This window comes from Rhodoferax saidenbachensis, assembly GCF_001955715.1.
Classification (GTDB): domain Bacteria; phylum Pseudomonadota; class Gammaproteobacteria; order Burkholderiales; family Burkholderiaceae_C; genus Allorhodoferax; species Allorhodoferax saidenbachensis.
In genome coordinates this window covers 1,477,194-1,501,535 of record NZ_CP019239.1, presented here as the reverse complement: position 1 = coordinate 1,501,535, position 24,342 = coordinate 1,477,194, and the positions used below count along the sequence as shown (strand labels likewise).

At 58.0% G+C, this 24,342-nt stretch carries 23 protein-coding genes; 4 read left to right on the top strand and 19 right to left on the bottom strand.

What is annotated here, in order from left to right; translation table 11 throughout:
* Window positions 1-17: 17 nt before the first annotated feature.
* The 18 genes from leuE to rpsB all read right to left on the bottom strand — a co-directional run bounded on the left by leuE (window position 18) and on the right by rpsB (window position 17,045).
* A complete protein-coding gene (gene leuE / locus RS694_RS07210) occupies window positions 18-674 on the bottom strand; it encodes a leucine efflux protein LeuE (RefSeq protein ID WP_029705874.1) in 657 nt (218 codons plus the stop codon).
* Window positions 671-1,837, bottom strand: a complete 1,167-nt coding sequence (carA, locus tag RS694_RS07205; protein WP_029705875.1) for a glutamine-hydrolyzing carbamoyl-phosphate synthase small subunit — start codon at window positions 1,835-1,837, stop codon at window positions 671-673. The genes leuE and carA overlap by 4 nt, the downstream gene beginning before the upstream one ends.
* A 198-nt stretch (window positions 1,838-2,035) precedes the next feature.
* The gene (locus RS694_RS07200; RefSeq protein WP_029705876.1) at window positions 2,036-2,806 is read right to left on the bottom strand and encodes a TrmH family RNA methyltransferase; all 771 of its coding nucleotides are present in this window, start codon (window positions 2,804-2,806) and stop codon (window positions 2,036-2,038) included.
* Complete coding sequence (gene rnhB / locus RS694_RS07195; RefSeq protein ID WP_029705877.1) at window positions 2,803-3,444, bottom strand: ribonuclease HII; 642 nt, start codon at window positions 3,442-3,444, stop codon at window positions 2,803-2,805. Before rnhB ends, RS694_RS07200 begins: the two co-directional genes overlap by 4 nt.
* The gene (gene lpxB, locus RS694_RS07190; RefSeq protein ID WP_420805914.1) at window positions 3,416-4,609 is read right to left on the bottom strand and encodes a lipid-A-disaccharide synthase; all 1,194 of its coding nucleotides are present in this window, start codon (window positions 4,607-4,609) and stop codon (window positions 3,416-3,418) included. The genes rnhB and lpxB overlap by 29 nt, the downstream gene beginning before the upstream one ends.
* Before the next feature lie 9 nt (window positions 4,610-4,618).
* Window positions 4,619-5,422: an acyl-ACP--UDP-N-acetylglucosamine O-acyltransferase gene (gene lpxA, locus RS694_RS07185; protein ID WP_029705879.1), complete on the bottom strand. Its 804-nt coding sequence runs from the start codon at window positions 5,420-5,422 to the stop codon at window positions 4,619-4,621.
* Between the two features lie 6 nt (window positions 5,423-5,428).
* Window positions 5,429-5,869: a 3-hydroxyacyl-ACP dehydratase FabZ gene (fabZ, locus tag RS694_RS07180; protein WP_029705880.1), complete on the bottom strand. Its 441-nt coding sequence runs from the start codon at window positions 5,867-5,869 to the stop codon at window positions 5,429-5,431.
* A complete protein-coding gene (lpxD, locus tag RS694_RS07175; RefSeq protein WP_029705881.1) occupies window positions 5,866-6,840 on the bottom strand; it encodes a UDP-3-O-(3-hydroxymyristoyl)glucosamine N-acyltransferase in 975 nt (324 codons plus the stop codon). The genes fabZ and lpxD overlap by 4 nt, the downstream gene beginning before the upstream one ends.
* A gap of 24 nt (window positions 6,841-6,864) precedes the next feature.
* A complete protein-coding gene (locus RS694_RS07170; protein ID WP_029705882.1) occupies window positions 6,865-7,374 on the bottom strand; it encodes an OmpH/Skp family outer membrane protein in 510 nt (169 codons plus the stop codon).
* Window positions 7,374-9,686: an outer membrane protein assembly factor BamA gene (gene bamA, locus RS694_RS07165; protein WP_051391670.1), complete on the bottom strand. Its 2,313-nt coding sequence runs from the start codon at window positions 9,684-9,686 to the stop codon at window positions 7,374-7,376. Before bamA ends, RS694_RS07170 begins: the two co-directional genes overlap by 1 nt.
* A gap of 46 nt (window positions 9,687-9,732) precedes the next feature.
* On the bottom strand, window positions 9,733-11,097 hold the full coding sequence (gene rseP, locus RS694_RS07160) for an RIP metalloprotease RseP (RefSeq protein WP_029705884.1): 1,365 nt from the start codon (window positions 11,095-11,097) through the stop codon (window positions 9,733-9,735).
* A gap of 7 nt (window positions 11,098-11,104) precedes the next feature.
* Window positions 11,105-12,304 (bottom strand): 1-deoxy-D-xylulose-5-phosphate reductoisomerase, encoded by a 1,200-nt coding sequence (dxr, locus tag RS694_RS07155; protein WP_029705885.1) that lies wholly within the window; start codon window positions 12,302-12,304, stop codon window positions 11,105-11,107.
* Window positions 12,301-13,146, bottom strand: coding sequence for a phosphatidate cytidylyltransferase (locus RS694_RS07150; protein WP_029705886.1), 846 nt, complete (start codon window positions 13,144-13,146; stop codon window positions 12,301-12,303). Before RS694_RS07150 ends, dxr begins: the two co-directional genes overlap by 4 nt.
* 15 nt (window positions 13,147-13,161) lie before the next feature.
* Window positions 13,162-13,887 (bottom strand): polyprenyl diphosphate synthase, encoded by a 726-nt coding sequence (gene uppS, locus RS694_RS07145; protein ID WP_029705887.1) that lies wholly within the window; start codon window positions 13,885-13,887, stop codon window positions 13,162-13,164.
* A 5-nt stretch (window positions 13,888-13,892) separates the two neighbouring features.
* Complete coding sequence (gene frr / locus RS694_RS07140; protein ID WP_029705888.1) at window positions 13,893-14,453, bottom strand: ribosome recycling factor; 561 nt, start codon at window positions 14,451-14,453, stop codon at window positions 13,893-13,895.
* Between the two features lie 50 nt (window positions 14,454-14,503).
* Window positions 14,504-15,226: a UMP kinase gene (pyrH, locus tag RS694_RS07135; RefSeq protein ID WP_029705889.1), complete on the bottom strand. Its 723-nt coding sequence runs from the start codon at window positions 15,224-15,226 to the stop codon at window positions 14,504-14,506.
* 50 nt (window positions 15,227-15,276) lie between these two features.
* Window positions 15,277-16,206 (bottom strand): translation elongation factor Ts, encoded by a 930-nt coding sequence (tsf, locus tag RS694_RS07130; protein WP_029705890.1) that lies wholly within the window; start codon window positions 16,204-16,206, stop codon window positions 15,277-15,279.
* Between the two features lie 86 nt (window positions 16,207-16,292).
* Window positions 16,293-17,045, bottom strand: coding sequence for a 30S ribosomal protein S2 (gene rpsB, locus RS694_RS07125; RefSeq protein ID WP_029705891.1), 753 nt, complete (start codon window positions 17,043-17,045; stop codon window positions 16,293-16,295).
* A 222-nt stretch (window positions 17,046-17,267) separates the two neighbouring features.
* Between rpsB and RS694_RS07120 the strand changes: the two genes are divergently transcribed.
* The 4 genes from RS694_RS07120 to RS694_RS07105 all read left to right on the top strand — a co-directional run bounded on the left by RS694_RS07120 (window position 17,268) and on the right by RS694_RS07105 (window position 21,768).
* Window positions 17,268-18,521, top strand: coding sequence for an FAD-dependent oxidoreductase (locus RS694_RS07120; RefSeq protein WP_029705892.1), 1,254 nt, complete (start codon window positions 17,268-17,270; stop codon window positions 18,519-18,521).
* 62 nt (window positions 18,522-18,583) lie between these two features.
* Window positions 18,584-19,426, top strand: coding sequence for an HDOD domain-containing protein (locus RS694_RS07115; RefSeq protein WP_029705893.1), 843 nt, complete (start codon window positions 18,584-18,586; stop codon window positions 19,424-19,426).
* Window positions 19,427-19,436: 10 nt separating this feature from the next.
* Window positions 19,437-20,324, top strand: coding sequence for an MBL fold metallo-hydrolase (locus RS694_RS07110; RefSeq protein WP_029705894.1), 888 nt, complete (start codon window positions 19,437-19,439; stop codon window positions 20,322-20,324).
* Window positions 20,308-21,768 (top strand): bifunctional ADP-dependent NAD(P)H-hydrate dehydratase/NAD(P)H-hydrate epimerase, encoded by a 1,461-nt coding sequence (locus RS694_RS07105; protein WP_051391671.1) that lies wholly within the window; start codon window positions 20,308-20,310, stop codon window positions 21,766-21,768. Before RS694_RS07110 ends, RS694_RS07105 begins: the two co-directional genes overlap by 17 nt.
* A 55-nt stretch (window positions 21,769-21,823) precedes the next feature.
* On the opposite strand, the gene rnr is transcribed toward RS694_RS07105, so the two are convergent.
* Window positions 21,824-24,085, bottom strand: a complete 2,262-nt coding sequence (rnr, locus tag RS694_RS07100) for a ribonuclease R (RefSeq protein WP_051391672.1) — start codon at window positions 24,083-24,085, stop codon at window positions 21,824-21,826.
* Window positions 24,086-24,342 lie beyond the last annotated feature (257 nt).

Sequence of the window (24,342 nt, the reverse complement as noted above, 5' to 3'; positions counted from 1 at the left end):
CTCTACTCTTCTTAATCTCAATTCAGGCTTGCGGTCGCCAACTTGGCGCCGAACCACATAAACAACGCGCCCACGCTGCTGGACAGGCTGGCCGACAAACGCTTGCGCTGGCTAAAGGCCTGCGCGAGGCGCGCGCCGGCAAATATCAGCGCCGACAAATACAGCGCGCTGAAGGCCATCACGATGGCGCTCAAAATCAGAAACGGCACGGCCGGTGTCTCGTACGTCGGATCAATGAACTGCACAAAGAACGACAGCAAAAACAAAATCGCCTTCGGGTTCAACAGGCTGATCACCAGCGCGCGCTTGAACGGGTGCGCCAGATGGGCGGGCGTCTCGGCCACTGCCGCCACGGGGGCTTCGGTACTGCGCCACTTCTGGATCGCAGACCACACCAGATGGAGGCCAACCCAAGTGAGGTAAGCCGCACCGGCATACTTCACCACCATAAACAACGCCGGGTTGCTGCGCAGCAATCCGGCAGCGCCCAAAGCTGTGCAAATGAGCAAAATGGTGTCACCCACAAACACGCCCAAGGCGCCCTGGTACCCGGCCTTCACACCGCGCGCCGTGGCGACCGACAGTACGAACAACGAGTTGGGGCCGGGCAACAAAATGATGCCCAACGCGCCAATCACGTAAGTCCAGATGTCGGTAACGCCGTAAAAGCTCATGCGCGTGTTTCCATTTCCTTGATGAAACGGTCGAACAGGTAGCCGATGTCATGCGGGCCGGGCGATGCTTCGGGGTGGCCCTGGAAACAGAACGCAGGCTTGTCGGTGCGCTCCAGGCCCTGCAGCGTGTTGTCAAACAAGCTGATGTGTGTGGCGCGCAGATTGGCAGGCAAGGACGTTTCATCCACCGCAAAACCGTGGTTCTGGCTGGTGATCGATACGCGGCCGTTATCCAGGTCTTTCACCGGATGGTTGGCTCCATGGTGACCGAACTTCATCTTGAAGGTCTTGGCGCCAGAGGCCAGCGCCATGATCTGGTGGCCCAGGCAAATGCCGAAAGTCGGCGTACCGGTTTCGATCAGTTCTTTGACTGCAGTAATCGCATAGTCACAAGGCTCTGGATCGCCAGGACCGTTGGACAGGAAGATGCCATTGGGCTTGTGCTTCAGCACTTCTGCAGCAGACGTTTGCGCAGGCACCACAGTGACCTTGCAGCCGCGCTCGGCCAACATGCGCAGAATATTTTTCTTGACGCCGAAGTCGTAGGCGACCACATGGAACTTGGGTGCGGTTTGCTGGCCGTAGCCGGAGCCAAGCTTCCACTCGGACTCGGTCCAGGCGTAGCTCTCGCTGGACGACACCACCTTGGCCAAGTCCAAACCGGACATGGAAGGCGCGCCTTGCGCGGCCGCAACCGCCTTGGCAATCGCTTCCTTCGTCACGGCCTCACCGGAAGCCAGCGCCAGAATGCAGCCGTTTTGCGCGCCCTGGGTGCGCAACTGACGGGTCAGTTGGCGGGTGTCGATATTGGCAATCGCAACCGTACCTTCGGCGACCAAGTATTCGGTCAGCGTCTGTGTGGATCGGAAGTTAGACGCCACCAGTGGCAGGTCCTTGATGATCAGACCTGCGGCGTGAACCTTGTTCGATTCAACGTCTTCCGCGTTGATGCCGTAGTTGCCGATGTGGGGATAGGTGAGCGTGACGATCTGCTGGCAATAGCTGGGATCCGTGAGGATTTCCTGGTAGCCGGTCATGGACGTGTTGAACACGACTTCGCCGACTGTGGAGCCGGGGGCCCCGATGGAATTGCCGATATAGACCGTGCCGTCTGCGAGCGCCAGGATGGCGGGTGGGGTGGTTCCCTTGAGAGACAAAAGCACTGGTTTCTCCGAATGGGTTACGGGTACGCCCAAACGCGCTCAAGAATGGCTCTTGGCGGGTGCTCTGTAGAGGGGATATTGCTTAAAAGGCGCTTGGGACGGCTGTTTTCTGGAAAGCCGCCCATTATAGCCGAGCACATGGTGCCCCACGCTCCGCCGCTATTTGGATAGCTGCCTTCGGGGCGCTATTTTTCGGACCTAAAGCTTGCCCAAACTACTCGCGTGCAGGCAAATCGCGGCGGCGGCGGCCACATTCAGGGACTCTTCTCCGCCCGGCTGCCCAATGCGGGCGAAATGGCTGGCACGGTCCATCAGTTCCTGACAAACGCCCTGCCCTTCATGGCCCATAGCCCAGGCGCAGGGTTGAGGAAGCTGGAGGTTCTGGATCAGTTCCCCTCGGTGCGAGCTGGTGACCACAATGGGGACTTGCAAAGCGGTCAGGTCTTGTAGCGAGGCGCCTTCGATCAGATGCAGCCCGAAATGCGCACCCATGCCGGCGCGCAGCACCTTGGGGCTCCACAACGCCGCAGTACCGCTCAGGGCAATCACCTGCCGAAAACCAAAAGCGCCCGCGCTGCGCAGGATGGATCCGACATTGCCAGCATCCTGCACCCGGTCCAGGATGACGCTGGCTGCCAGTGGCTGCAGTACCGCATTTGCTGGCAATTCCAGTACAAAACCCACCTTGGCGGGCGACTCCAGACCGCTCAGTTCGTGGAACAGCGCGTCCGGAATTACTATGCTTTTGATAGCTGCTTGCGCATATGCCACAGGGGCTAGAGGCAAAAAAGACTCTGAAAATACAGCGATGGCGGGCTTAACACCGCGCTGCAGGGCTGCGCTGCACAAGTGGTCGCCTTCAATCCAGAAACGCCCGGCCTTGCGGTAGGCGGTGTTGTCATGGGCCGTCTTGCGCAGCTCCTTGAGCAAAGGGTTGTCGCGCGATGTGACTGCAGTGGGTGTGCTCATGCCAACATCCCGAGTACCTCGGTCACCGGGCGAAAGGTCTTGCGGTGTTGCGGGCAAGCGCCATGTGCCTTCAGCGCAGCCAGATGCTCCGCCGTGCCATAGCCCTTGTGGCCGGCAAAGCCGTACTGCGGGTACTGCGTGTCCAGCTCAGCGCACCAGCGGTCGCGGGTGACTTTGGCAAGGATGGAGGCGGCGGAGATGGACGGCACCAGCGCATCCCCGCCCACAATGGCCTCGGCCAGTACGTCCAACACCGGCAGGCGGTTGCCATCTACCAGCACTTTGGCCGGCTTGAGCCGCAACCCCTCCACCGCACGGCGCATGGCCAGCAGCGTGGCCTGCAGGATGTTGATTTCGTCAATCTCCTCCACCGTGGCCTGTGCGATGGAACAGCACAGGGCTTTGGCGCGAATTTCATCAAACAGCTTTTCCCTTTGCCTGGCCGTGAGTTTCTTGGAATCGTTGAGGCCCTTGATAGGGTTCAAATCGTCCAGGATGACCGCCGCGGCGACCACCGGCCCCGCCAGCGGGCCACGCCCAGCCTCGTCCACCCCAGCAATCAGGCCGGGCGCGTCAAAGGAGAAGGCGGCTTGCTGGGCCAACAGCAGCTCAACCTTGTAGGACTTTTTGGATCGCATCGGTGGCCAGGGTTGCGGTGTCGCGCTGCAGCGTGCGGTGCAGTGTGGTGAATTTTTGTTGCAGGGCCTGTATTTTCGCAGGCGCAAAGTCTTTGGCATCGATCCAGGCCAGCACCTCACGGGCCAAGGCTTCGGGTGTGGCAGCGTCCTGCAGCAGTTCGGGCACCACAAAGTCCTGACACAGGATGTTGGGCAGGCCCACCCAGGGTTGCAGTTTCTTGCGCTGCATGATCTGCCAGGAGAGCCAACCCATGTGGTACGCAATGACCATGGGGCGCTTGTACAGCGCAGCTTCCAGCGTGGCAGTGCCGCTGGCAATGAGGGTGACGTCACAAGCCGCCAGCGCAATGTGTGATTGCCCGTTGAGGATCTGCAAATCACCCTGCAGGCCAGCCTTCTGCGCAATCGCTTCGATCTGGCTCTTGAGCCCCGGCACTGCGGGCACTATGAATTTGATAGCTGGTTGTGCACGTCTGATAAGGGCTGCAGCCCGAAAGAAGCGCAAAGCCAGGTGGGATATCTCGGACTGGCGACTGCCCGGCAAAAGCGCCACGACCTTGTCATGCGCCCCCAGACCCAGCGCAGCGCGTGCGGCGGCGCGGTCGGGTTCGATGGGAATCACATTGGCCAACGGATGCCCCACATAGGTAGCCGCAATGCCGTGGCGCGCCAGCAGTTCAGGCTCGAAGGGAAAGATGCACAACACATGGTCCACGCTGGCGCGGATTTTCTCCAGCCGCTCGGGCCGCCAGGCCCATACCGAGGGACAAACGAAGTGCACGGTCTTGATGCCCTGCCCGCGCAGATTGCGTTCCAGGTCCAGATTGAAGTCGGGGGCATCTACGCCAATGAAGATATCTGGACGTTTCTCGCCCAGACGCTTCAGCAACTGGCTGCGGATACCAATGATTTCGCGGTAGCGGCGCACCAGTTCCCAACCAAATCCGTGGACAGACAGCTTGTGGTGGGGCCACCATGCCTCAAAACCCTGATGCACCATGTTGGGCCCGCCTATGCCGCCGCTCTGCAGCGCAGGCCAGCGCCTGCGCATGCCCAACAGCAACAAACCGGCCAGCAAATCGCCAGAGGCCTCACCGGCCACCATTGCGACCGTGGGGCTGGGCTGCGGCGCTGGAGCCGCTTGACCGGGCAGCGCAGTGTGCATGACCGGCCCTTAACGAACGATGCCGCGCTGGGGCGAGACATTGTCCAGGAAGGACTGCATCATGGCCACATCGGCAGCGGTTTCGGGCTGGCTGGTCGCCAGCTCGGTCATACGCGAACGCGCCTGCTCGAGCGTGAGGTCATCACGGTACAGCGCTTTGTGCATGGCCTTGACGCCCGCAATACGCTCCGGGCCAAAGCCACGGCGACGCAGGCCTTCAAAGTTCATGGAGCGCGCAGCAGCCGGTTGGCCCTGGCACATGACGTAAGGCGGCACATCGGCGAACAACAGCGAACACATCGCCGTCATCGCGTGTGCACCAATGCGCACAAACTGGTGGACGACAGTAAAACCGCCCAGAATCACCCAGTCGTCCACACGCACGTGGCCGGCGAGTTGCGCGTTGTTGGCAAAAATGGTGTTGTTGCCCACGACGCAGTCATGCGCCAGGTGCACATAGGCCATGATCCAGTTGTCATTGCCGACAACGGTCTTGGCAATATCACCCGGCGAACCGATGTTGAAGGTGCAGAACTCGCGGATGGTATTGCGATCACCAATGATCAGCTCGCAAGGCTCACCCGCATACTTTTTATCCTGCGGAATCGCACCCAGCGAATTGAATTGGAAGATGCGGTTGTCGCTGCCAATCGTGGTGTGACCTTCAATGACGCAATGCGGCCCAACCGTGGTGCCCGCGGCAATCTTCACATGGGGGCCAATGACGGTGTAAGGCCCCACTGAAACCGAACTGTCCAGCTCGGCTGCAGGATCAACGATGGCGGTGGGGTGAATCAGACTCACGTGTGCCATCCTGCCTTAGGCAATCGTGCGCATAGTGCACATCAACTCGGCTTCACACGCCACATTGCCATCCACGCGCACGGTGCCCTTAAATTTGAAAATACCGGCCTTCATGCGATCCAGCGTCACGTCCATGATCAGCTGATCCCCTGGCTCCACGGGGCGCTTGAAACGCGCACCATCAATGCCGGCAAAGTAGTACACCGTCTTATCGTCGGGCGTGACACCCAGCGTGTCAAAAGCCAACAAGGCGGCGGCTTGGGCCAGGGCTTCGAGCATCAGCACACCCGGCATGACCGGACGGTGCGGGAAGTGGCCATTAAAAAAGGGCTCGTTGATCGTGACGTTTTTCAGTGCCTGAATGGATTTGCCTTTTTCCAGGGAAATCACGCGGTCCACCAGCAAGAACGGGTAGCGGTGTGGCAGTTGCTTGAGAATTTGGTGGATGTCCATCATTTTTGTGTCTCTTTTTCCAATGTTTTGATGCGGTCGCGCAAGCTATGCAGTTGCTTGAGCGTAGCGGCATTGCGCTCCCACGATGCGTTGTCATCGATGGGAAACACGCCAGTGTAATGACCGGGCTTCAGAATGGACTTGCTGACCACGGTCGCCGCGGAGATATTCACGTTCGGACCGACAGTAAGGTGTCCCAAAATAATGGCGCCACCGCCCACGGTGCAGTTCGCGCCAATGGTGGCACTGCCCGCTACGCCCACACAACCCGCCATGGCGGTGTTGCGCCCAATACGCACGTTGTGGCCAATCTGGATCAGGTTGTCCAGCTTGACCCCATCTTCAATCACCGTGTCCTGCAGGGCACCCCGGTCGATACAGGTGTTGGCACCAATCTCCACATCGTTGCCGATGCGCACGGCACCCAGTTGTTCAATTTTCTCCCAGGCATCGCCATTGGGCGCAAAACCGAAACCGTCGGCACCGATGACCACGCCAGAATGAACCATGCAACGCTCACCGACAACACAGTCTTCCCCCACCGTGACACGTGCTTTGAGCACGGTGTTGGCGCCAATGTGTGCCCCACGCTCCACAACACACAGTGCACCGATCCTTGCCGAAGGATGAATTTCTGCGGTCGGATCAATCACTGCACTAGGATGAATGCCAGCGTCTACCTGGGGACGTGTTTGCGCCTTCCACCACTGTGTCAGCCGCGCAAAGTACAGATAAGGCTGGTCGGCAACGATGCAGGCGCCGCGCTCCTTGGCGGTGGCCTCCATGTCCGGCGCAACAATGACGCAACCCGCCCGGGAAGACAATAATTGTTGACGGTAGCGGGGATTGCTGAGAAAACTCAGCTCGCTTGGCCCGGCTGTTTCCAGTGATGCCAAGCCGCTGATTGTGGTGGTGGAAATGCCATGCAACTCCCCACCCAATGCCTGCACCACCGCGGCCAAGTCAACCGACATAGCTTGGCCCCCAGCGCCCAAAACTTACTTGGCGCCAGCGTTAAGGATCTTCAGAACCTTTTCGGTGATGTCGTGCTTGGTATTGCTGTACACGGCTTCCTGAATGACCAAGTCATATTTTTCAGCCTCAGCCACTTGCTTGACCGCCTTGTTGGCCTTGTCCAGCACTTGCTGCAGCTCTTCATTGCGACGACCGTTCAGGTCTTCCTGGAATTCGCGCTGCTTGCGCTGGAAATCGCGGCTTTGCTCGGCAAATTCCTTCTGGCGAGTCGCACGCTGGCTCTCGGTCAAAGTAGGCGCGTCACGCTCAAACTTTTCGCTGTAAGACTTCAGCGAAAGTTGCAGATCCGCAAGGTCTTTCTGGCGCTTGGAAAACTCCTGCTCCAGTTTGACTTGCGCCGCTTTGGCTGGCGCCGATTCTGCGGTGATGCGCTGGGTATTGATGTAGCCGACTCTGGAGTCTTGGGCCACGGCGCCCGCGGCAGAAACCGCCAGCACGAGACCCAGCAACCAATTGCTTTTAAGTGTATTCATTAGAAAGAGGTCCCAATTTGAAATTGCATGGTCTGGATTTTATCGTTTTCAAATTTGTTGATCGGTTTTGCAAATGCGAGCCGTAAAGGCCCGACCGGAGAGATCCAGCTGATCCCAATGCCCACCGAGGTGCGCAAGTCACCCAATTGAATGGATTCATTCGTTCCGTAAATGCCGCCTGCATCAAAAAACCCGTACATGCGCAAGGTACGGTCATTGCCGCCACCCGGCAAAGGCGTCAGTATTTCTGCATTGAAGTTGATCTTTTTGGCGCCGCCGGTGGCCAGTGCATCCGTGGTCGCTTGATCTGCTGCCCTCTGTGCAGCCGTTGTCAAGCTGCCTTGTTCAAAGCCGCGCACAGAACCCAGGCCACCCGCGTAAAAGTTCTTGAAGACTGGGTAAGACATGCTCGTCGTACCAGCGCCCAAGGCAATTTCACCGTTGAATGCCAAGGTGGTCTTTTTGGAAAGCGGGAAGAATTGTTGGTACTGGGCAGTGCCCCGTACATAACGCAGATCACCTGCCACACTCCATTCACCGGAGGTACGCATGACTTTGCCCGTGCTGGGCACCAACGCGCTGTCTCGTGTATCACGGGACCACCCCACCGTCAAAGGGTACGCATTCACGGTGTAGCCATATTCATTGGCAAAGGTCTGGTAGACCGCAGGCAAATAGCTTCCAGTCACGATCGTCGTCCGGTCTACCCCACCGCCCAGGAAAATCGTATCGGAGTCCGTGATGGGCACGCCAAACCGCACGCTCGCGCCGGCTGTTTCCAGAGAATAACTATCAATGTCGGTGTAGGGCTTCGAGGTCCGCTGGTACACATCGATGGTACGTGACACCCCGTCTTCCGTGATGTACGGATTGGTCGTGCTTAAGACAAGCGTGCGGTTGTACTTGCTGGTGTTTATTTCCATCCCGAGAGAACTGCCTGATCCAAACGCATTTTCCTGCTTGAAGCCGAATTGCAGCCCCAAACCATCCGAGCTTGACAGACCCGCCCCCAAACTGATGCTGCCTGTGGGTTTTTCCTCCACTTTGACCGTCAAATCCACTTGGTCCGGCGCATCTGCAACTTCCTGGGTTTCCAGTGAGACTTCCTTGAAGTAGCCCAAACGGTCTACGCGGTTGCGCGACTGGCGAATCTTCTCACCGTCATACCAAGCGGCTTCCAACTGCCGGAATTCCCGGCGAATCACTTCGTCACGGGTCCGGTCATTGCCTGCAACGTTGATCCGTCGGACATACGCACGGCGCGAGGGGTCTGCCTGCAGAATGATGTCTACCCGATTGGTTGTGCGGTCTATTTCCGTACGCACCTGGGTCCGTGCAAACGCGTACCCAAAGTTTCCAAAATAATCCGTAAAGGCTTTGGTGGTCTGCGTCACCTGATCGACGTTATATGCCTCGCCGGCCTTGATAGCGATGAGTGACTGAAACTCTTCTTCCTTACCCAAGTAATTTCCCTGCAACTGGATCTTTGACACCACGAAGCGCTCACCTTCGGTCACGTTGATGGTGATGCTCACATCCTGCTTATTGGGTGAAATGGCGACCTGGGTAGAGTCCACGCGAAACTCAAGATAACCTCGCGTCAAATAATAAGAACGCAAGGACTCAATATCTGCATTGAGTTTGGTGCGGGAGTAGCGGTTGGACTTGGTGTACCAGCTCAGCCAGCTCCCAGTATCCTGGTCAAACTGCCCACGCAGCGCCGACTCTGAAAATGCCTTGTTACCAACGATCCGGATTTCACTGATCTTGGCAGTATCACCCTCAATCACGGAGAAGCTCAGATTCACACGGTTGCGCTCGATTGGGGTGACAGTTGTCACTACCTCTGCGGCGTACATGCTGCGGCTGATGTATTGGTTCTTCAACTCCTGCTCGGCCCGGTCTACCAGTGCTTTGTCAAAGGGACGGCCCTCGGCCAGGCCAATGTCACGCAGGGCCTTCTTCAGAACATCCTTGTCAAACTCCTTGGTTCCAGAAAAGTCGACATCCGCGATGGACGGACGTTCTTCGACAATCACAACCAGAACGTCTGCGTTCACTTCAATGCGCACATCCTTGAAGAGTCCCAACGCAAACAAGGCGCGAATGGAGGCTGCGGCCTTGTCGTCGCTATAGGTGTCTCCCACACGCACCGGCATGGAAGCAAACACGGTCCCGGCCTCTACCCGCTGCAGGCCTTCCACGCGAATGTCGCGAACTGGGAAAGGCTCGATCGCCAAAGCGGACTGCATGGCCAAGCCTACGGCAACCGCCAACAAAGTCTTGCGCAAAAATTTGGATTGAAGTTGCATGTTTGCCAATTGAAATGTTCTGGAATATTCAGTACGAACCGGACGGTCAGCCCAATAATCGCGCTACATCGTTATAGACTGCGACGGACATCATGACGAGAAGCATTGCCAAGCCCGCACGCTGCAGCCCTTCCATCCAGGAATCGGACACGGGCTTGCCGGTCATAGCCTCCCAAAGATAATACATCAGGTGCCCGCCATCCAGCACCGGCAGAGGAAGCAAGTTCAAGACGCCCAAGCTGATGCTGATGAGTGCCAGGAAGAGCAGAAACGGCGTCACTCCCATGGATGCGGATTTCCCGGCGTAGTCAGCAATGGTGACAGGGCCACTCAGGTTTTTCAGAGATGCCTCACCTGTGAGGATTTGCCACATCATGTTGATCGTCAAACCGGATATTTCCCAAGTCCGCAGAAACGCCTTGGCCATTCCATCCCAAAGACCATAACGCACCACGACCGAACGGGGAGGTGCACCGATCATGGCACCGACGCGCCCAATGGCGACATCGCTTTCCGTCACAACTTTGGGAGTCACCTGCACGGTACGCACAAGGCCATCACGCTCCACCAGCCATTGCTGGGCATGCACAACATCGGCTTTTCCAGAATTTCGTATCAATTCACGGAGTTGGCTGGCATCAACAATGACCGTCTGGTCCACACGCAACACAACATCGCCAGACTGCAATCCGGCCAGCATGGCCGCACCATCAGGGCTTACGCTTCCCAACTGGGCCAGAGACTGGGGGCCTAGAAACCCGATACTGCGAAACAACTGGGCATCTGCGTGGCGGGTATCGAGGTCTTCCAGCTCGAGTACCGCCGTCTCCACCACCGCACTCCCCGAGCGTGTGAATTCCACCTGCAGATTGCGATGCGCCAGGGCGGCCCGTGTCAGCCACCAGCGAAAATCGTCAAATGAAAGAACGACGCTATCTGCACCCGCCGCATTGAAACCAACGCGCAAAATGCGTTCTCCACCTGAAAATCCAGCCTGGGCAGCAACAGACCCAGCCACAGGAGGTGCGACGATAGGTTGCGGTTGCATCAAGCCCACCCAGTGCACCCCCGCATACAGCAAGATTGCCAGCAGGAGATTCGCCACAGGTCCCGCAGCAACAATCAACGCACGACTGCGCAGGGGTTGTGTATTGAAGGCCCGGTGTTTTTCATCGGCAGGGACTTCGGCCTCACGCTCATCAAGCATCTTGACGTAGCCCCCCAGAGGCAGCAGGCTGAGGACGAATTCGGTACCCGAATGCGCGGACTTCCATCCCCACACACGGGGACCAAAACCTACAGAAAACCGCAATACTTTCACGCCACAGGCCACTGCCATGGCGTAGTGCCCGGCCTCATGCACCGCGACGAGAATGCCTATGGCAACAATAAAGGCGGTGATGGTCAGCATATTGGCCTTACTTGGTGAGCCGCTGTATCAGGCTATCGGCCACACGACGCGAATTCTGATCCAGCGCCAACAAGTCTTCCAGTGAAGCCGGCGGCTGCGCAGACACCGCACCCAGCGTTTCAACATTCACACGATGGATCTGGTCATAACGAATTCGCCCATCCAGAAAAGCCGCTACCGCTATTTCATTCGCGGCGTTCAGTACCGCAGGACTCCCAGGCGCAGCATTCAAGACCTCCCATGCCAAACCCAAACCGGGAAAACGGAGCTGATGCTCTGCACTGTCAAAAGTTTCAAAAGTAAGGGCTGCCAAGGTCGAAAAATCCAGGGCCGAGGCCCCCGATTGCACGCGGTCCGGCCACGACAAACCATAGGCAATGGGCCCCCGCATGTCAGGCGTACCCAACTGCGCGACCACAGAATGGTCTATGTATTGCACCATGGAGTGAATCACACTCTGCGGGTGGATCAGAACCTGGATTTTTTCGGGATGCAAGCCAAAAAGAAACCGAGCCTCAATGACCTCCAAGGCCTTGTTCATCATGGTGGCAGAGTCCACAGAAATTTTTCGCCCCATCACCCAGTTGGGGTGCGCGCAGGCTTCCTGTGGTGTCACATCTTTTAATGTCGACGGGGCACGGGTGCGAAAAGGCCCGCCCGAGGCGGTCAGGATGATCTTGTCAACGCGCGCGTCCCAGGTACCTGCATCTTCCGGCAAGGACTGAAAAATAGCGGAATGTTCGCTGTCAATAGGCAACAAGGTCGCGCCTCCTTTGGTGACAGCATCCATAAACAACTGTCCGCCAACGACCAGCGCCTCTTTGTTGGCCAATAGCAGCCGTTTCCCCGCGTGTGCGGCTGCAAGACAGGACTCCAGGCCAGCCGCACCCACAATCGCGGCCATCACCACGTCGGTCAACTCATGCGCTGCCACCATGGCGATGTTGCTTGCTCCCCATAACACGTTGGTAGCAAGCCCAAGGCTGCGACAAGCGGACTCCAACTGCAATCCATGCGCCTCACTGGCCATGACCGCGAAACGCGGTCGATACTTGACGCACTGCGCCGTCATGGCATCCACGCTGGTCGCGGCGGTCAACGCAAAAACCTCAAACATCTCCGGATGCAGGTCAATCACATTGAGCGTGTTGACGCCAATGGATCCTGTTGATCCGAGTACGACTACGCGGCTTTTGGCACCCTTCATAAGGTCGCCAACATCATGGAAAGTGGCAGGATCGGGAGCAAGGCATCCACACGATCGAGCACTCCGCCGTGCCCAGGCAGCAAATTGCTGCTGTCTTTAACGCCCGCGCTGCGCTTAAAGAGTGATTCCACCAAGTCCCCGACAACACTCATCGATGCTAGGAATAGCACCGCCAAGACCATAAAAACCGTGGACACCAAACTCAGCCGTCCATACAAACTGATTTGCCCCGCCATATCTGCGCCCTCCAATCCGCGCCAGACAAAGGCACAGACCACAACACCGACCATGCCGCCGCATACACCCTCCCAGGTTTTCCCGGGACTAATGGAAGGCGCTAGCTTATTGACGAAAAACCGGCCGCCCATGGCCCGACCAGCGAAGTAGGCAAAAATATCTGCAATCCAGACAAGCACGAGGACAGAGAACAAAAAATTGATTCCCACCATCCGCGCCTGGATGACCGCGAGCCATGCAACCCACAATGCAACAACACCACCGACGAGGCGTACCGCCCGTGGCACACGAAGCCATGTACCGCTGCCGCCTCGCAACAGCCAGGCCCCCAGCAAAACCCATGCACTGCCAGCAATTATCCAAACCAGTTTCAGTTGCATGTACAACACACCACCGTACCAGGAGGCTGCACACATCGCGGCACACAACACGCCGATAGATACGGCCACAGTAGCCCCATACTGATTTAGGCGCGCCCACTCCCATGCGCCAGCCGCAATCAACACCAGCGCCACAACCGCAAATGCGGCGGGCTGTGGGTAAAAGACAGCTGGCAAAAGGATGCCCAGCAGCACAAGCGCGGTAATCACTCTTTGCTTCAACATATCGAAAACCCAGGGTTAGACAGAAACGCTCGAACCGTCAGCCAACTGGTCCGACGTTTTGCCAAAGCGGCGCTCCCGTGAAGCATACGCCGCGAGGGCTGCGTCCAGCGCAGCCTCATCAAAGTCAGGCCATAGCAACTCACTGAAGTAGAGCTCGGAATAGGCTAACTGCCAAAGCAGGAAGTTGCTGATGCGCATTTCGCCACCGGTACGGATCACCAAATCGGGGTCCGAGCAGTGGGCCATGGCCATCGCCCGAGACAGGCTCTCTTCGGAGATTCGCTCACCCAAGGCGGCCAGCCGCTGCGCAGCGTCTGCGATGTCCCAGCGCCCGCCGTAATTGAAACATACGTTGAGCACCAGTCGCGTATTCGCCGAGGTTGTGGCTTCCGCTTCTTCGAATCCTTTGCGAACACGCTCGGACAATCCTTCACGCGAGCCGACAAAATGCAGTTGCACACCATCCCGCTTCAGTTGCGACACTTCACGCGATAAGGCCAATGCCAACAGCTCCATCAAACCCGAAACTTCATCAGCAGGGCGATTCCAGTTTTCCGAAGAGAAGGCAAATACGGTCAGCACCTCAATATGGCGCTGCGCACAGGCGCGCACCATCCGCTTCAGTGCATCAACACCTTGCTTGTGGCCGGCTATACGGGGGAGAAATCGCTTCGATGCCCAACGTCCATTGCCATCCATCACGATGGCGATGTGGCGCGGTACAGCGATAGAGACTGACATAACGGCTATACCGCCATGATGTCCTGTTCTTTGGCGGCAACCAGGCGATCCACGTCACCGATATGTTTGTCGGTAACCTTCTGGATATCGGCTTCCGAGCGTTTCTGCTCATCTTCAGACGCCAACTTGTCTTTCACCAGCTTTTTCACGGCCTCATTGGCATCGCGGCGCAAATTGCGAATGGCCACTTTGGCATTCTCGCCCTCTCCGCGCACCACCTTGGTCAATTCACGACGACGCTCTTCGGTCATGATGGGCATAGGGACGCGGATGAGGTCACCCATGCTGGCCGGATTTAAGCCCAGATCGCTCTCGCGAATGGCCTTTTCAATTTTTGCACCCATGCCTTTTTCCCAGGGCTGGATGCTGATGGTTCTGGAATCCAACAGGGAGAGATTGGCCACCTGGCTGATGGGCAACATGGAGCCGTAATAGTCCACCTGGATGGAATCCAGCAAAGCCGGATTGGCGCGGCCCGTGCGGATTTTGGTCAGATTGTTCTGGAATGCAGCGATGGACTGGTCCATCTTGCTCTGAAGATTTGTCTTGATTTCATCAATTGCCATGATTTCCTCCTCGCATGATCAAAGTCGGCATGCCTTCGCCGAATTGCCCATTAAACGTGTACCAACGTACCTTCGTCTTCACCCATGACCACACGCTTGAGCGCGCCATGCTTGAAGATGGAAAATACCTTGATGGGCAACTTCTGGTCGCGGCACAAGGCGAATGCTGCAGCATCCATGATGCCCAGATTCTGGTTCATGGCGGCATCAAAAGTAATCTTGGAGTAGCGTGTCGCACTTGGATCCTTCTTGGGATCAGCAGAGTACACGCCATCCACCTTGGTCGCCTTGAGCACAATTTCCGCACCGATTTCTGCACCACGCAAAGCTGCAGCCGTGTCAGTTGTGAAAAATGGGTTACCGGTACCCGCAGCAAAGATGACAACCTTGCCCTCTTCCAGATACTGCAAGGCCTTGGGACGCACATAAGGCTCCACGACCTGCTCAATTCCAATGGCCGACATGACACGTGCCGTCAATCCGGCCTTGTTCATGGTGTCACCCAACGCCAACGCGTTCATCACCGTAGCCAGCATACCCATGTAATCGGCGGTGGCGCGGTCCATGCCGACCGAACCGCCCGCCACACCACGGAAGATATTTCCGCCGCCGATGACCACGGCGACCTCAACGCCCAAGCGCGTGACTTCAGCGATTTCGTCCACCATCCGCACGATGGTGTCGCGGTTGATGCCAAATTGATCGTCCCCCATCAGGGCCTCACCAGACAATTTCAGCAAAATTCGCTTGTATGCGGGCTTTTCATTGTGCATGGAGGGCTCCTGAGGGTGATGGATTAGTGGACTGGTGCGCAAGCTGGAAATCAGGCCGTTTGCTTGGCAGCTGCAATCTGCGCAGCCACTTCAGCTGCAAAGTCGTCAACCTTCTTCTCAATGCCTTCACCCACCACGTACAGCGTGAAACTCTTCAAGTCAGTGGCCTTCTCCTTCAGCATCGCGCCAACGGTTTGTTTGCCATCAGCGGCCTTGACGAAGACCTGGTCGACCAAGGAGACTTCTTTCAGGTACTTCTGAACGCCGCCTTCGATGCGCTTGGCAACGATTTCTGCAGATTGCACGGGTTTGCCTGCAGCGGTGGCCACGGCAGCATCTTCAGCAGCCTTAGCGGTCGCAACCGAACGCTCACGCTCGATCAGTTCGGCTGGCACCTCAGCACTGGTCAGCGATACGGGTTTCATCGCGGCCACGTGCATTGCCACGTCTTTGGCAGCGACTTCATCACCGGTGAATTCAACAACAACACCGATGCGGGTCCCGTGCAGGTAAGACGCCAGCTTGTTAGTACCAGCGTAACGCTTGAAGCGGCGGAATGTCATGTTCTCGCCGATCTTGCCGATCAGACCCTTGCGCACGTCTTCCAGTGTCGGGCCAAAGCCGTCTTGCTCGTAGGCCAGAACGCTCAGGGCAGCCACATCGGCCGGATTGTGCTTGGCAACCAGTGCGGCGGCAGCATTGGCCAAAGCCATGAAACTGTCGTTCTTGGTCACGAAATCTGTTTCGCAATTGGTTTCCAGCACTGCACCAGCATTGCCTTCAAAGGCAGTGGTGATAACGCCTTCCGCGGTCACACGGGCTGCGGCCTTGCCGGCCTTGCTGCCCAGCTTGACGCGGAGCAACTCTTCAGCTTTGGCCATATCGCCAGTCGCTTCTGTCAGCGCCTTCTTGCATTCCATCATGGGGGCATCGGTCTTGCCACGCAGTTCAGCCACCATGCTTGCGGTAATTGCAGTCATTTGTATTCTCCGAAATCAGTTCAACAGTTTAAATAAGGGCTAAAAAAAAGGGGCAACGAAGCCCCCTTTTTCGGGTGCAGCAAACTTCAGGCAGAAGCTTCGCTCACCTCGACAAACTCATCGTTGCTCTCAGCGGCAACCGCCTTGACCACATCGTCAACGGCGTTTGCACGGCCTTCGAGAATGGCGTCCGCAATGCCGCGGGCATACAAAGTGACAGCCTTGGAGGAGTCATCGTTGCCAGGGATCACGTAATCGATACCTTCGGGGGAGTGGTTGGAGTCCACCACGCCGATCAGAGGAATGCCCAGCTTCTTGGCTTCGGCAATGGCGATCTTGTGGTAGCCCACGTCGATCACGAAAATCGCGTCAGGCAAAGTAGCCATATCCTGGATACCGCCGATGTCTTTTTCCAGCTTTTCCAGTTCGCGAGCGAACATCAGCTGTTCTTTCTTGCTCATGGCGTCCAGGCCAGCTTCTTGCTGAACCTTCATATCCTTCAAACGCTTGATGGATGTCTTGACCGTCTTGAAATTGGTCAACATGCCGCCCAACCAGCGTTGGTCAACGAAGGGAACACCAGCGCGTTGCGCTTCGGCAGCCACGGTTTCGCGCGCTTGGCGCTTGGTACCCACCATCAGGATGGTGCCGCGCTTGGCGGACAGCTGACGGACAAACTTGGCCGCGTCCTGGAACATCGGCAGGGATTTTTCCAGGTTGATGATGTGAATTTTGTTGCGATGGCCAAAGATGAACGGAGCCATCTTGGGGTTCCAGAAGCGGGTTTGGTGTCCGAAATGGACGCCGGCTTCCAGCATTTCGCGCATTGTTACAGCCATGAATTACTCCAGTAAGGTTAGGTCTTAAATCCAGTCCGTACATTGCCGGGCAGGAAGTTAGAATTTCCTGATCGGACAACACCTTGGCGGGACTGGTTTGCGATTTGAATTGCAGCCGGATGCACCGTCAGCAAAACCCAAAGATTATAGCATGGCGAGTGATTTCTGCGCTTCCCCGGCCCGGCCCGGGAAGCTAACTTTCAGCGACGGCACAAGATTTTCATGAAAATTGCTGTCATAGGTGCCGGGATTGTCGGCATCACTACCGCTTACGAGCTGGCAAACGACGGACATGAGGTCAGTGTTTTTGAGCAAAACACCATGGCGGCCGAAGAAGCCAGTTTCGCCAATGCAGGGCTGATTGCGCCGAGCCAATTGATACCGCTGTCCAGCCCGGCTTGGCCCTCCACTTCCATGATGCAGATACTCAGGCGGCAAAGTCGGCTGGACATACGTGGCATGCCGACCATCCGCGATCTCAAATGGCGATGGAAATGGAATCGTTCGCTGAAGAACGATGACTTTTTGGCCAACTTCGCAAGCACGCAAAACCTGATCACCTACAGCCAGGCGCGCATTCATGAAATTTCGGCGGGTGCTTCGCTGGAATACGAACGCAGCGATGGCCAGCTGGTGTTGATCCACTCGGAAGCCGACCGCAAGTCCATCCAACCTCTGCTCACGCACCTCAAAGAAACCGGCGTAGCAGCCAAGGACCTCAGCGCGGAAGAAGCCCGGAAAATCGAACCTGCGCTCAGCGCATCAGCCCCCATCGATTCCGCGGTTTATTTTCCAAACGATGAAGTCGGCAATTGCCGCCAATTTGCGTTACTCCTCAAGGCAGAAGCAACGAAGTTGGGCGTGAAATTTCATTTCGACACCGAGGTCACAGCCATCGATGCGACGCTGCATATCGCGCTACGTACCCGTGACGGCGTGGCGGCACAGGCATTTGACGGTATCGTGGTGTGTGCCGGGCAACTCTCGCACAAACTGCTCTCACCAATAGGCGTCAAACTCCCCCTGATTTCCGCCTATGGATACACCATCAGCGCAGCTATCGGTGAGCCACTGAACGCCCCGCGAAGCGCCGTACTGGACCTGCAGAAGCGCATTTCCATCTCCCGATTGGGAAACCGCATCCGCGTGTCCGGAGGCGCCGAGATGGGCGACAACGCGGGAAGCAAAAATACCAAGACAGTGGAAAGCCTGTACCGCGCCCTGCAGCAGTACTTTCCCGGTGCGGCGCGTTATCCCTCGGGAACCCAGGTCTGGAAAGGCACCAGAACGCTTGCAACGGACGGACTCCCTCTCATTGGTGCTTCGCAGATTCCCGGAATCTGGCTGAATGTGGGACATGGCGCGAACGGCTGGGGAATGTCTTGCGGATCCGCCAGAGTCCTCGCCGACGTGATACAGCGCAAGCAACCGGATATTGATCTCACGCGCCTGAACCCGGCACGATTTGCGACCTGAAAAAGAGCTTCTCCGACGCGCCATGTACTGACACAATGCAACTACCGTAGTCCCCAAAGCGTATGAGCCCAGAAATTTCTCAAAAACTCGCCGCTGCCGTTGAGGGCATGCCCGCCTTTCCCAAAAGCGTGCAGCGAATTCTGGAACTCACCCGCGATGTCAACAGCACCCCCAAGGATCTGGTGGACGTGATTGACAAGGACCCGGTGGTCACGGTCAAGATACTCAAGGTCGTCAATTCGGCGTACTACAGTCTGCCCAAACAAATCACGTCCATTGGCCATTCCGTGGTGTACCTGGGGTTCAACACCATCAAGAATCTGGCCCTGAGCATTGCAGCCATCGGCATGCTGCCCAAGGACAATGCGGCTGAGTTTGATGTACAGCAGTACTTGCTGCATTCACTGGCCACGGCAGCACTGGCCAAGCAATTGGCAAGCAAGGTAGACGATGCAGACCCTATGGATTGCTTCATTGCCGGTCTGCTGCATGACTTCGGCAAAGTGGTGTTTGCCCAGTTCATGCCGGAGGAGTTCAAGGCCGCCTTGCTGATCAGCAAAAACACCGGGACATCCCTGCATATGGCATTGCAGCAGACGATTGGTGCAGACCACGTGGTTGTCGGTGCCATGCTGGTTGAGAAATGGCGTTTTGCTCCCCGCTTGATTGAAACCATCCGGCACCAGCACATTGCCGACTTCAAGGACACCGACATGATTGCCTGTGTTTTTGGGGCCAACCAAATCAGCAAGAAACTGGAGTTCGGCTTTGGCGGCAACCCCTGCATTGACGAGTTTCCTGCGTCTGTGCAGAAGCGACTGGGTGGCACGCTGGACCAGGTGATTGCTGCCATGGGCGATTTGACGCCCCTGTTCGAAGAAGCCAAAATTTTCGCGAAACTCTAGAGAGGCTTCCATGAAAGTCAAATTTTGGGGCGTACGCGGATCGATAGCCTCTCCAGGCCCGAAAACCGTGCGGTACGGCGGCAACACCACCTGCATTGAGATTCGTACCGACAACAACGAACTCATCATCCTGGACGCAGGAACCGGCATCTTTCCCCTGTCCCAGACCCTGCTGGCTGAGCTGCCCGTCACTGCCAATGTACTTATTACCCACTCGCACTGGGACCATATCCAGGGGCTGCCCTTCTTCATCCCCAACTTCATTCCGGGCAATACCTTGCGCCTGCATGGATGTTTTGACCCGGTGTCGGGCAAAGGCATTGAGCAGGTGATGGCGGTGCAACTGCAGTACAGCTACTTCCCCGTGCGCGAGGCGGAGATGAAAGCCCGCATCGAATATGTAACCCTGATGCCGGACCAGCCGGTGCAGGTAGGCTCTGCCACGGTGACGCCCTGCCTGCTGAACCATCCGGTGATCAACTTTGGCTACCGCATTGAATGCAATGGCAAGTCCGTATTTTTTACGGGTGACCATGAGCCTCCGTACAACATCTACGAGCCCGGTGACGAGGCCTACGACGAGTACCAAATGTTCATGGAAGAGAAAGAACAGTCTATCCAGGACGCCATCCGCGGCGTGGACGTCTACATTGCCGACAGCTCCTACACCGACGCAGAATACCCCGCTAAAAAGGGCTGGGGCCACGGCACTTTCAGCAGCAGCATCGCCAGCGCACATGGCGCAGGCGCCAAGCTGCTGTTTTGCACGCACCATGAGCCCACGCGCAGCGACGATGCATTGGAAGCCGCCTTTGCCGAAGCACTGAGCACCAACGCTGCACTCACCAAAGACATGGACATCCGCCTGGCCCGCGAAGGTGATGTCTACGAATTCTGAGCAGGTGCTAGGGCCCCTGGGCCCGGTGGCATCCCACGCCTACCCGCTGTGCACCGTACAGCACACCCGGCTGCTTGAAACCCAGGCTGCCAGCAGCCTGGTGACTCACACGTTAATGCAACGCGCCGGCTTGGCGCTTGCCCAACTCACTCTGGCCCACGCGCCGCACGCCCGCACCTTTTGGGTGGCCTGTGGACGTGGCAACAACGGTGGCGATGGTCTGGAGGCCGCCATGCACTTGCAGCAATGGGGCAAGACAACCATCGTCACGTTACTGGATGGCCCCACTGACTTGCCTGCCGATGCGGCCCAGTCATTGGAGCGCGCCCGCCAAGCTGGCGTTGTGGTGGCGGATGCACCACCGGCGCAATGGGATGTCTGCATAGACGCCCTGTTAGGCATCGGTCTGCGGCAAGCCCCAACGGGCGCCACGCTGCAACACATCCGCGCCATTCGCGCCGGCTCAGGCCTGGTGGTGGCCGCAGACTTGCCCAGCGGGCTGCAAGCCGACACCGGGCATACCCCGGGAGAATGCGTGCACGCAGATGTCACCTTGTCCTTTCTCACGCTCAAACCAGGACTGCTCACCGCACAGGGGCGCGATGCTTGTGGCGACCTCTGGCTCAACACGCTAGACGTTGCACCACCCACCGCACCCGATGCCTGGGTCAATGCACCCGGCGCAACAAGCGCGCGTGCCCACGCGTCCCACAAAGGTTCGTTCGGCGATGTCGCGGTGCTAGGTGGCACAGCAGGTATGGCGGGTGCGGCCCTGTTGGCGGCCAGTGCGGCCTTGCATGCGGGTGCGGGCCGGGTCTACCTGGGGCTGTTGGACGCTACGCAGGCGGGCTTGGCCTTGGCTTTTCAGCCAGAGCTGATGGTGAAGCCTCTGGCGCAGTGGGACTTGGGCACCATGGCTATCGTCGCGGGCTGCGGCGGTGGTGCAGAGATTGCCGCACACCTGCCGCAGCTGATCCAACACGCCAGGCAACTGGTGCTGGATGCCGATGCGCTGAACGCACTGGCAGCGCAGCCCGCCTGGATTGGGCTGGTAGCAAGCCGCCAACCCGGCAGCACCGTGCTGACGCCCCACCCTCTGGAAGCAGCCCGCCTTTTAGACACCACAACAGCCGCTGTGCAAGCTGATCGCCTGGCCAGCGCGCAGGTATTGGCGAACCGGTTTGGCTGCACCGTCGTCTTAAAAGGCTCCGGCAGCGTGATTGCCGCGCCGGGGCAAATCCCCCGCATCAACCCCACCGGCAATGCATGCCTGGCCACGGCGGGCACAGGCGATGTATTGGCAGGCTTGGTGGGCAGCCTGATGGCGCAAGGCCACTCGGGTTGGAAGGCCGCCTGCCTGGGCGTCTACCGCCACGGGCAGGCGGCAGACCACTGGCAGCAGCCCCACACTCTGACAGCCGCCGCCTTGGCCAAATACATATGAAAATGGCCTCTAACCCTCGCAGAATATGCGCAAGCAGCTGCTATTTTTATAGCAATTAGCGTCGCTTTTTGGCTGCTTTCTTCGGCGCGGAACTGGTCTTGGGTTCGGCCTTGGCGTTACGTGCCGGTTTGGCACTGGTGTGCTGGCGCACCTTGCTTTTGTAGCTGGTGTTGCCGGGCATCTCCGCATCGGCTCGGTCCGCAAACTCGCCGCGGACCTTGCCTTCGCGCTGTGGCCCTTTGTCAGGGCCAGGCCTCGGTTGCAAGCTTTGCCCCTCCTGCACCAGACGGAAATCGATCTTGCGACCGTCCAGGTCCACACGGCTCACCTGAATCCTCACCCGCGTACCGATGGCGTAACGGATGCCGGTGCGTTCACCGCGCAGTTCCTGGCGCGCCTCGTCAAAGCGGAAGTATTCACCGCCCAACTCGGTGATGTGTACCAGGCCTTCCACATACATGGCGTCCAACGTGACAAACAAGCCAAACGTCGTGGCCGAGGTGACCACACCGCCGTATTCCTCACCCAGATGCTCGCGCATGTACTTGCACTTGAGCCAGGCTTCCACGTCACGGCTGGCTTCGTCGGCACGGCGCTCATTGGCACTGCAATGCAAGCCGGCTGCCGCCCAGGCCATGCCTTCGGCATTGGTCTTTTTGGGCTTGATGCCCGGCTCGCCCACCTTGGACGCCAGACCTTTTTCCAGCCGGCGCGCCAGCTTGGCATGGGCTTCACCCGGTGTCGGCAACGTGGGCAACTGGTAACGCGTCTTGGCCAGAATCGCCTTGATCACCCGGTGTACCAGCAAATCCGGATAACGCCGGATTGGGCTGGTGAAGTGGGTATACGCGTCGTACGCCAAGCCAAAGTGGCCGCTGTTGATGGGCGTGTAAATCGCCTGCTGCATGGAGCGCAACAACATCGAGTGGATTTGCTGCGCGTCCGGGCGATCCTTGGTGGCGTTGGCAATGGCCTGGAACTCACCCGGCGCGGGATCGTCGCTGATCGTCATGCCCACGCCACTGGCCTTCAGGTAGTTGCGCAGGATTTCCTTCTTCTCGGGCGTTGGCCCTTCGTGCACACGGAACAGGCCAAAATGTTTGCTCTGGGCAATGAAGTCTGCACTGCACACGTTGGCCGCCAGCATGGCCTCTTCAATCACGCGGTGGGCCACATTGCGGGTGCGGGGCACGATCTTTTCAATACGCCCGTTCTCGTCGCAAATGATCTGCGTCTCAGTGGTTTCAAAGTCCACCGCGCCACGCTTCTGGCGTGACTTCAGCAAGGCCTGGAACACACCATGCAGATTCAGCAGGTCACCCACACGTTCCTTGCGTTTTTGCGCCTCCGGCCCACGGGTGTTGCCCAGGATTGCGGCCACCTCGGTATAGGTGAACCGTGCGTGACTCCACATCAGCGCCGGGTAAAACTGGTACGCCTCGACCTCGCCATCCGCCGTAACAAACATGTCGCACACCATGCACAGGCGTTCGACTTCCGGGTTCAGCGAACACAGGCCGTTGGAGAGTTTTTCCGGCAGCATGGGAATCACCCGGCGCGGGAAATACACACTGGTGGCACGGTCGTAGGCATCGACGTCGATGGCCGATCCGGTTTCCACATAGTGGCTTACATCGGCAATGGCCACCAGCAGGCGCCAGCCTTTGACGGCAGACTTGCCGCGGCCTTTGGTGGCCGGTTCGCAATACACAGCATCGTCAAAATCGCGCGCATCTTCACCATCAATGGTGACCAAGGGCACATCGGTCAAATCCACACGGTGGCTGCGGTCCTCGGGCCGCACTTTGTCCGGCAGCGTGCGCGCCAGGGCCACACAGGCTTCCGAGAACTCGTGCGGCACGCTGTACTTGCGCACGGCAATTTCAATCTCCATGCCGGGATCGTCTACCTCACCCAGCACTTCCTTGATGCGCCCCACGGGCTGGCCAAACAAGGCTGGCGGCTCCACCAGTTCCACCACCACCACCTGCCCTGCTTTCGCAACGCTGGTAGCCCCCTTAGGGATGAGCACATCCTGGCCGTAGCGCTTGTCTTCGGGCGCAACCAGCCATACGCCGCTTTCCTGCAGCAGCCGCCCAATGATGGGTTGCGTGGAACGCTCAATGATCTCGGCAACGCGGCCCTCGGGTCGGCCCTTGCGGTCGCTGCGCACAATGCGTACCTTGACGCGGTCCTTGTGCAGCACCGCGCGCATTTCATTGGGGGGTAAATAGATGTCGGGGGCACCGTCGTCGCGGGCTACGAAACCGTGCCCGTCGCGGTGGCCTTGCACGACGCCTTCAACTTCGTCCAGCAGTCCGCTGGAATGGCTAATGTTTTTGATAAAACCCTCTCTCTTTCCCGAGGTGCCGTGACGGCTGAGTTGGATAGACGCTTATAAGTATGCGCTAGAAATGTTGCGAATTTGACAGCACGCCGAAGCCAACGAACTGCAATGTTGTTTTGTGGAAGCACCCGCCGTGCAGCCATCAGCCCCACTGTCTATAGACCGATTTTGCATCGGTAGCAAAAAAGTTGCGAGGCCCGCCAAAAGAGCATTCAGACCAGTGCTAT

Coding starts and splice junctions, on each gene's coding strand:
- RS694_RS07150 (WP_029705886.1), bottom strand. CDS start 13,146: ATGTTGAAGCAAAGAGTGATTACCGCGCTTGTGCTGCTGGGCATCCTT.
- lpxD (WP_029705881.1), bottom strand. CDS start 6,840: ATGTCGGTTGACTTGGCCGCGGTGGTGCAGGCATTGGGTGGGGAGTTG.
- rseP (WP_029705884.1), bottom strand. CDS start 11,097: ATGCTGACCATCACCGCCTTTATTGTTGCCATAGGCATTCTCGTCGCG.
- tsf (WP_029705890.1), bottom strand. CDS start 16,206: ATGACTGCAATTACCGCAAGCATGGTGGCTGAACTGCGTGGCAAGACC.
- RS694_RS07170 (WP_029705882.1), bottom strand. CDS start 7,374: ATGAATACACTTAAAAGCAATTGGTTGCTGGGTCTCGTGCTGGCGGTT.
- RS694_RS07200 (WP_029705876.1), bottom strand. CDS start 2,806: ATGAGCACACCCACTGCAGTCACATCGCGCGACAACCCTTTGCTCAAG.
- RS694_RS07115 (WP_029705893.1), top strand. CDS start 18,584: ATGAGCCCAGAAATTTCTCAAAAACTCGCCGCTGCCGTTGAGGGCATG.
- fabZ (WP_029705880.1), bottom strand. CDS start 5,869: ATGATGGACATCCACCAAATTCTCAAGCAACTGCCACACCGCTACCCG.
- lpxB (WP_420805914.1), bottom strand. CDS start 4,609: ATGCACACTGCGCTGCCCGGTCAAGCGGCTCCAGCGCCGCAGCCCAGC.
- rpsB (WP_029705891.1), bottom strand. CDS start 17,045: ATGGCTGTAACAATGCGCGAAATGCTGGAAGCCGGCGTCCATTTCGGA.
- pyrH (WP_029705889.1), bottom strand. CDS start 15,226: ATGCACAATGAAAAGCCCGCATACAAGCGAATTTTGCTGAAATTGTCT.
- uppS (WP_029705887.1), bottom strand. CDS start 13,887: ATGTCAGTCTCTATCGCTGTACCGCGCCACATCGCCATCGTGATGGAT.
- lpxA (WP_029705879.1), bottom strand. CDS start 5,422: ATGGCACACGTGAGTCTGATTCACCCCACCGCCATCGTTGATCCTGCA.
- RS694_RS07105 (WP_051391671.1), top strand. CDS start 20,308: ATGTCTACGAATTCTGAGCAGGTGCTAGGGCCCCTGGGCCCGGTGGCA.
- frr (WP_029705888.1), bottom strand. CDS start 14,453: ATGGCAATTGATGAAATCAAGACAAATCTTCAGAGCAAGATGGACCAG.
- bamA (WP_051391670.1), bottom strand. CDS start 9,686: ATGCAACTTCAATCCAAATTTTTGCGCAAGACTTTGTTGGCGGTTGCC.
- leuE (WP_029705874.1), bottom strand. CDS start 674: ATGAGCTTTTACGGCGTTACCGACATCTGGACTTACGTGATTGGCGCG.
- dxr (WP_029705885.1), bottom strand. CDS start 12,304: ATGAAGGGTGCCAAAAGCCGCGTAGTCGTACTCGGATCAACAGGATCC.
- RS694_RS07110 (WP_029705894.1), top strand. CDS start 19,437: ATGAAAGTCAAATTTTGGGGCGTACGCGGATCGATAGCCTCTCCAGGC.
- RS694_RS07120 (WP_029705892.1), top strand. CDS start 17,268: ATGAAAATTGCTGTCATAGGTGCCGGGATTGTCGGCATCACTACCGCT.
- rnhB (WP_029705877.1), bottom strand. CDS start 3,444: ATGCGATCCAAAAAGTCCTACAAGGTTGAGCTGCTGTTGGCCCAGCAA.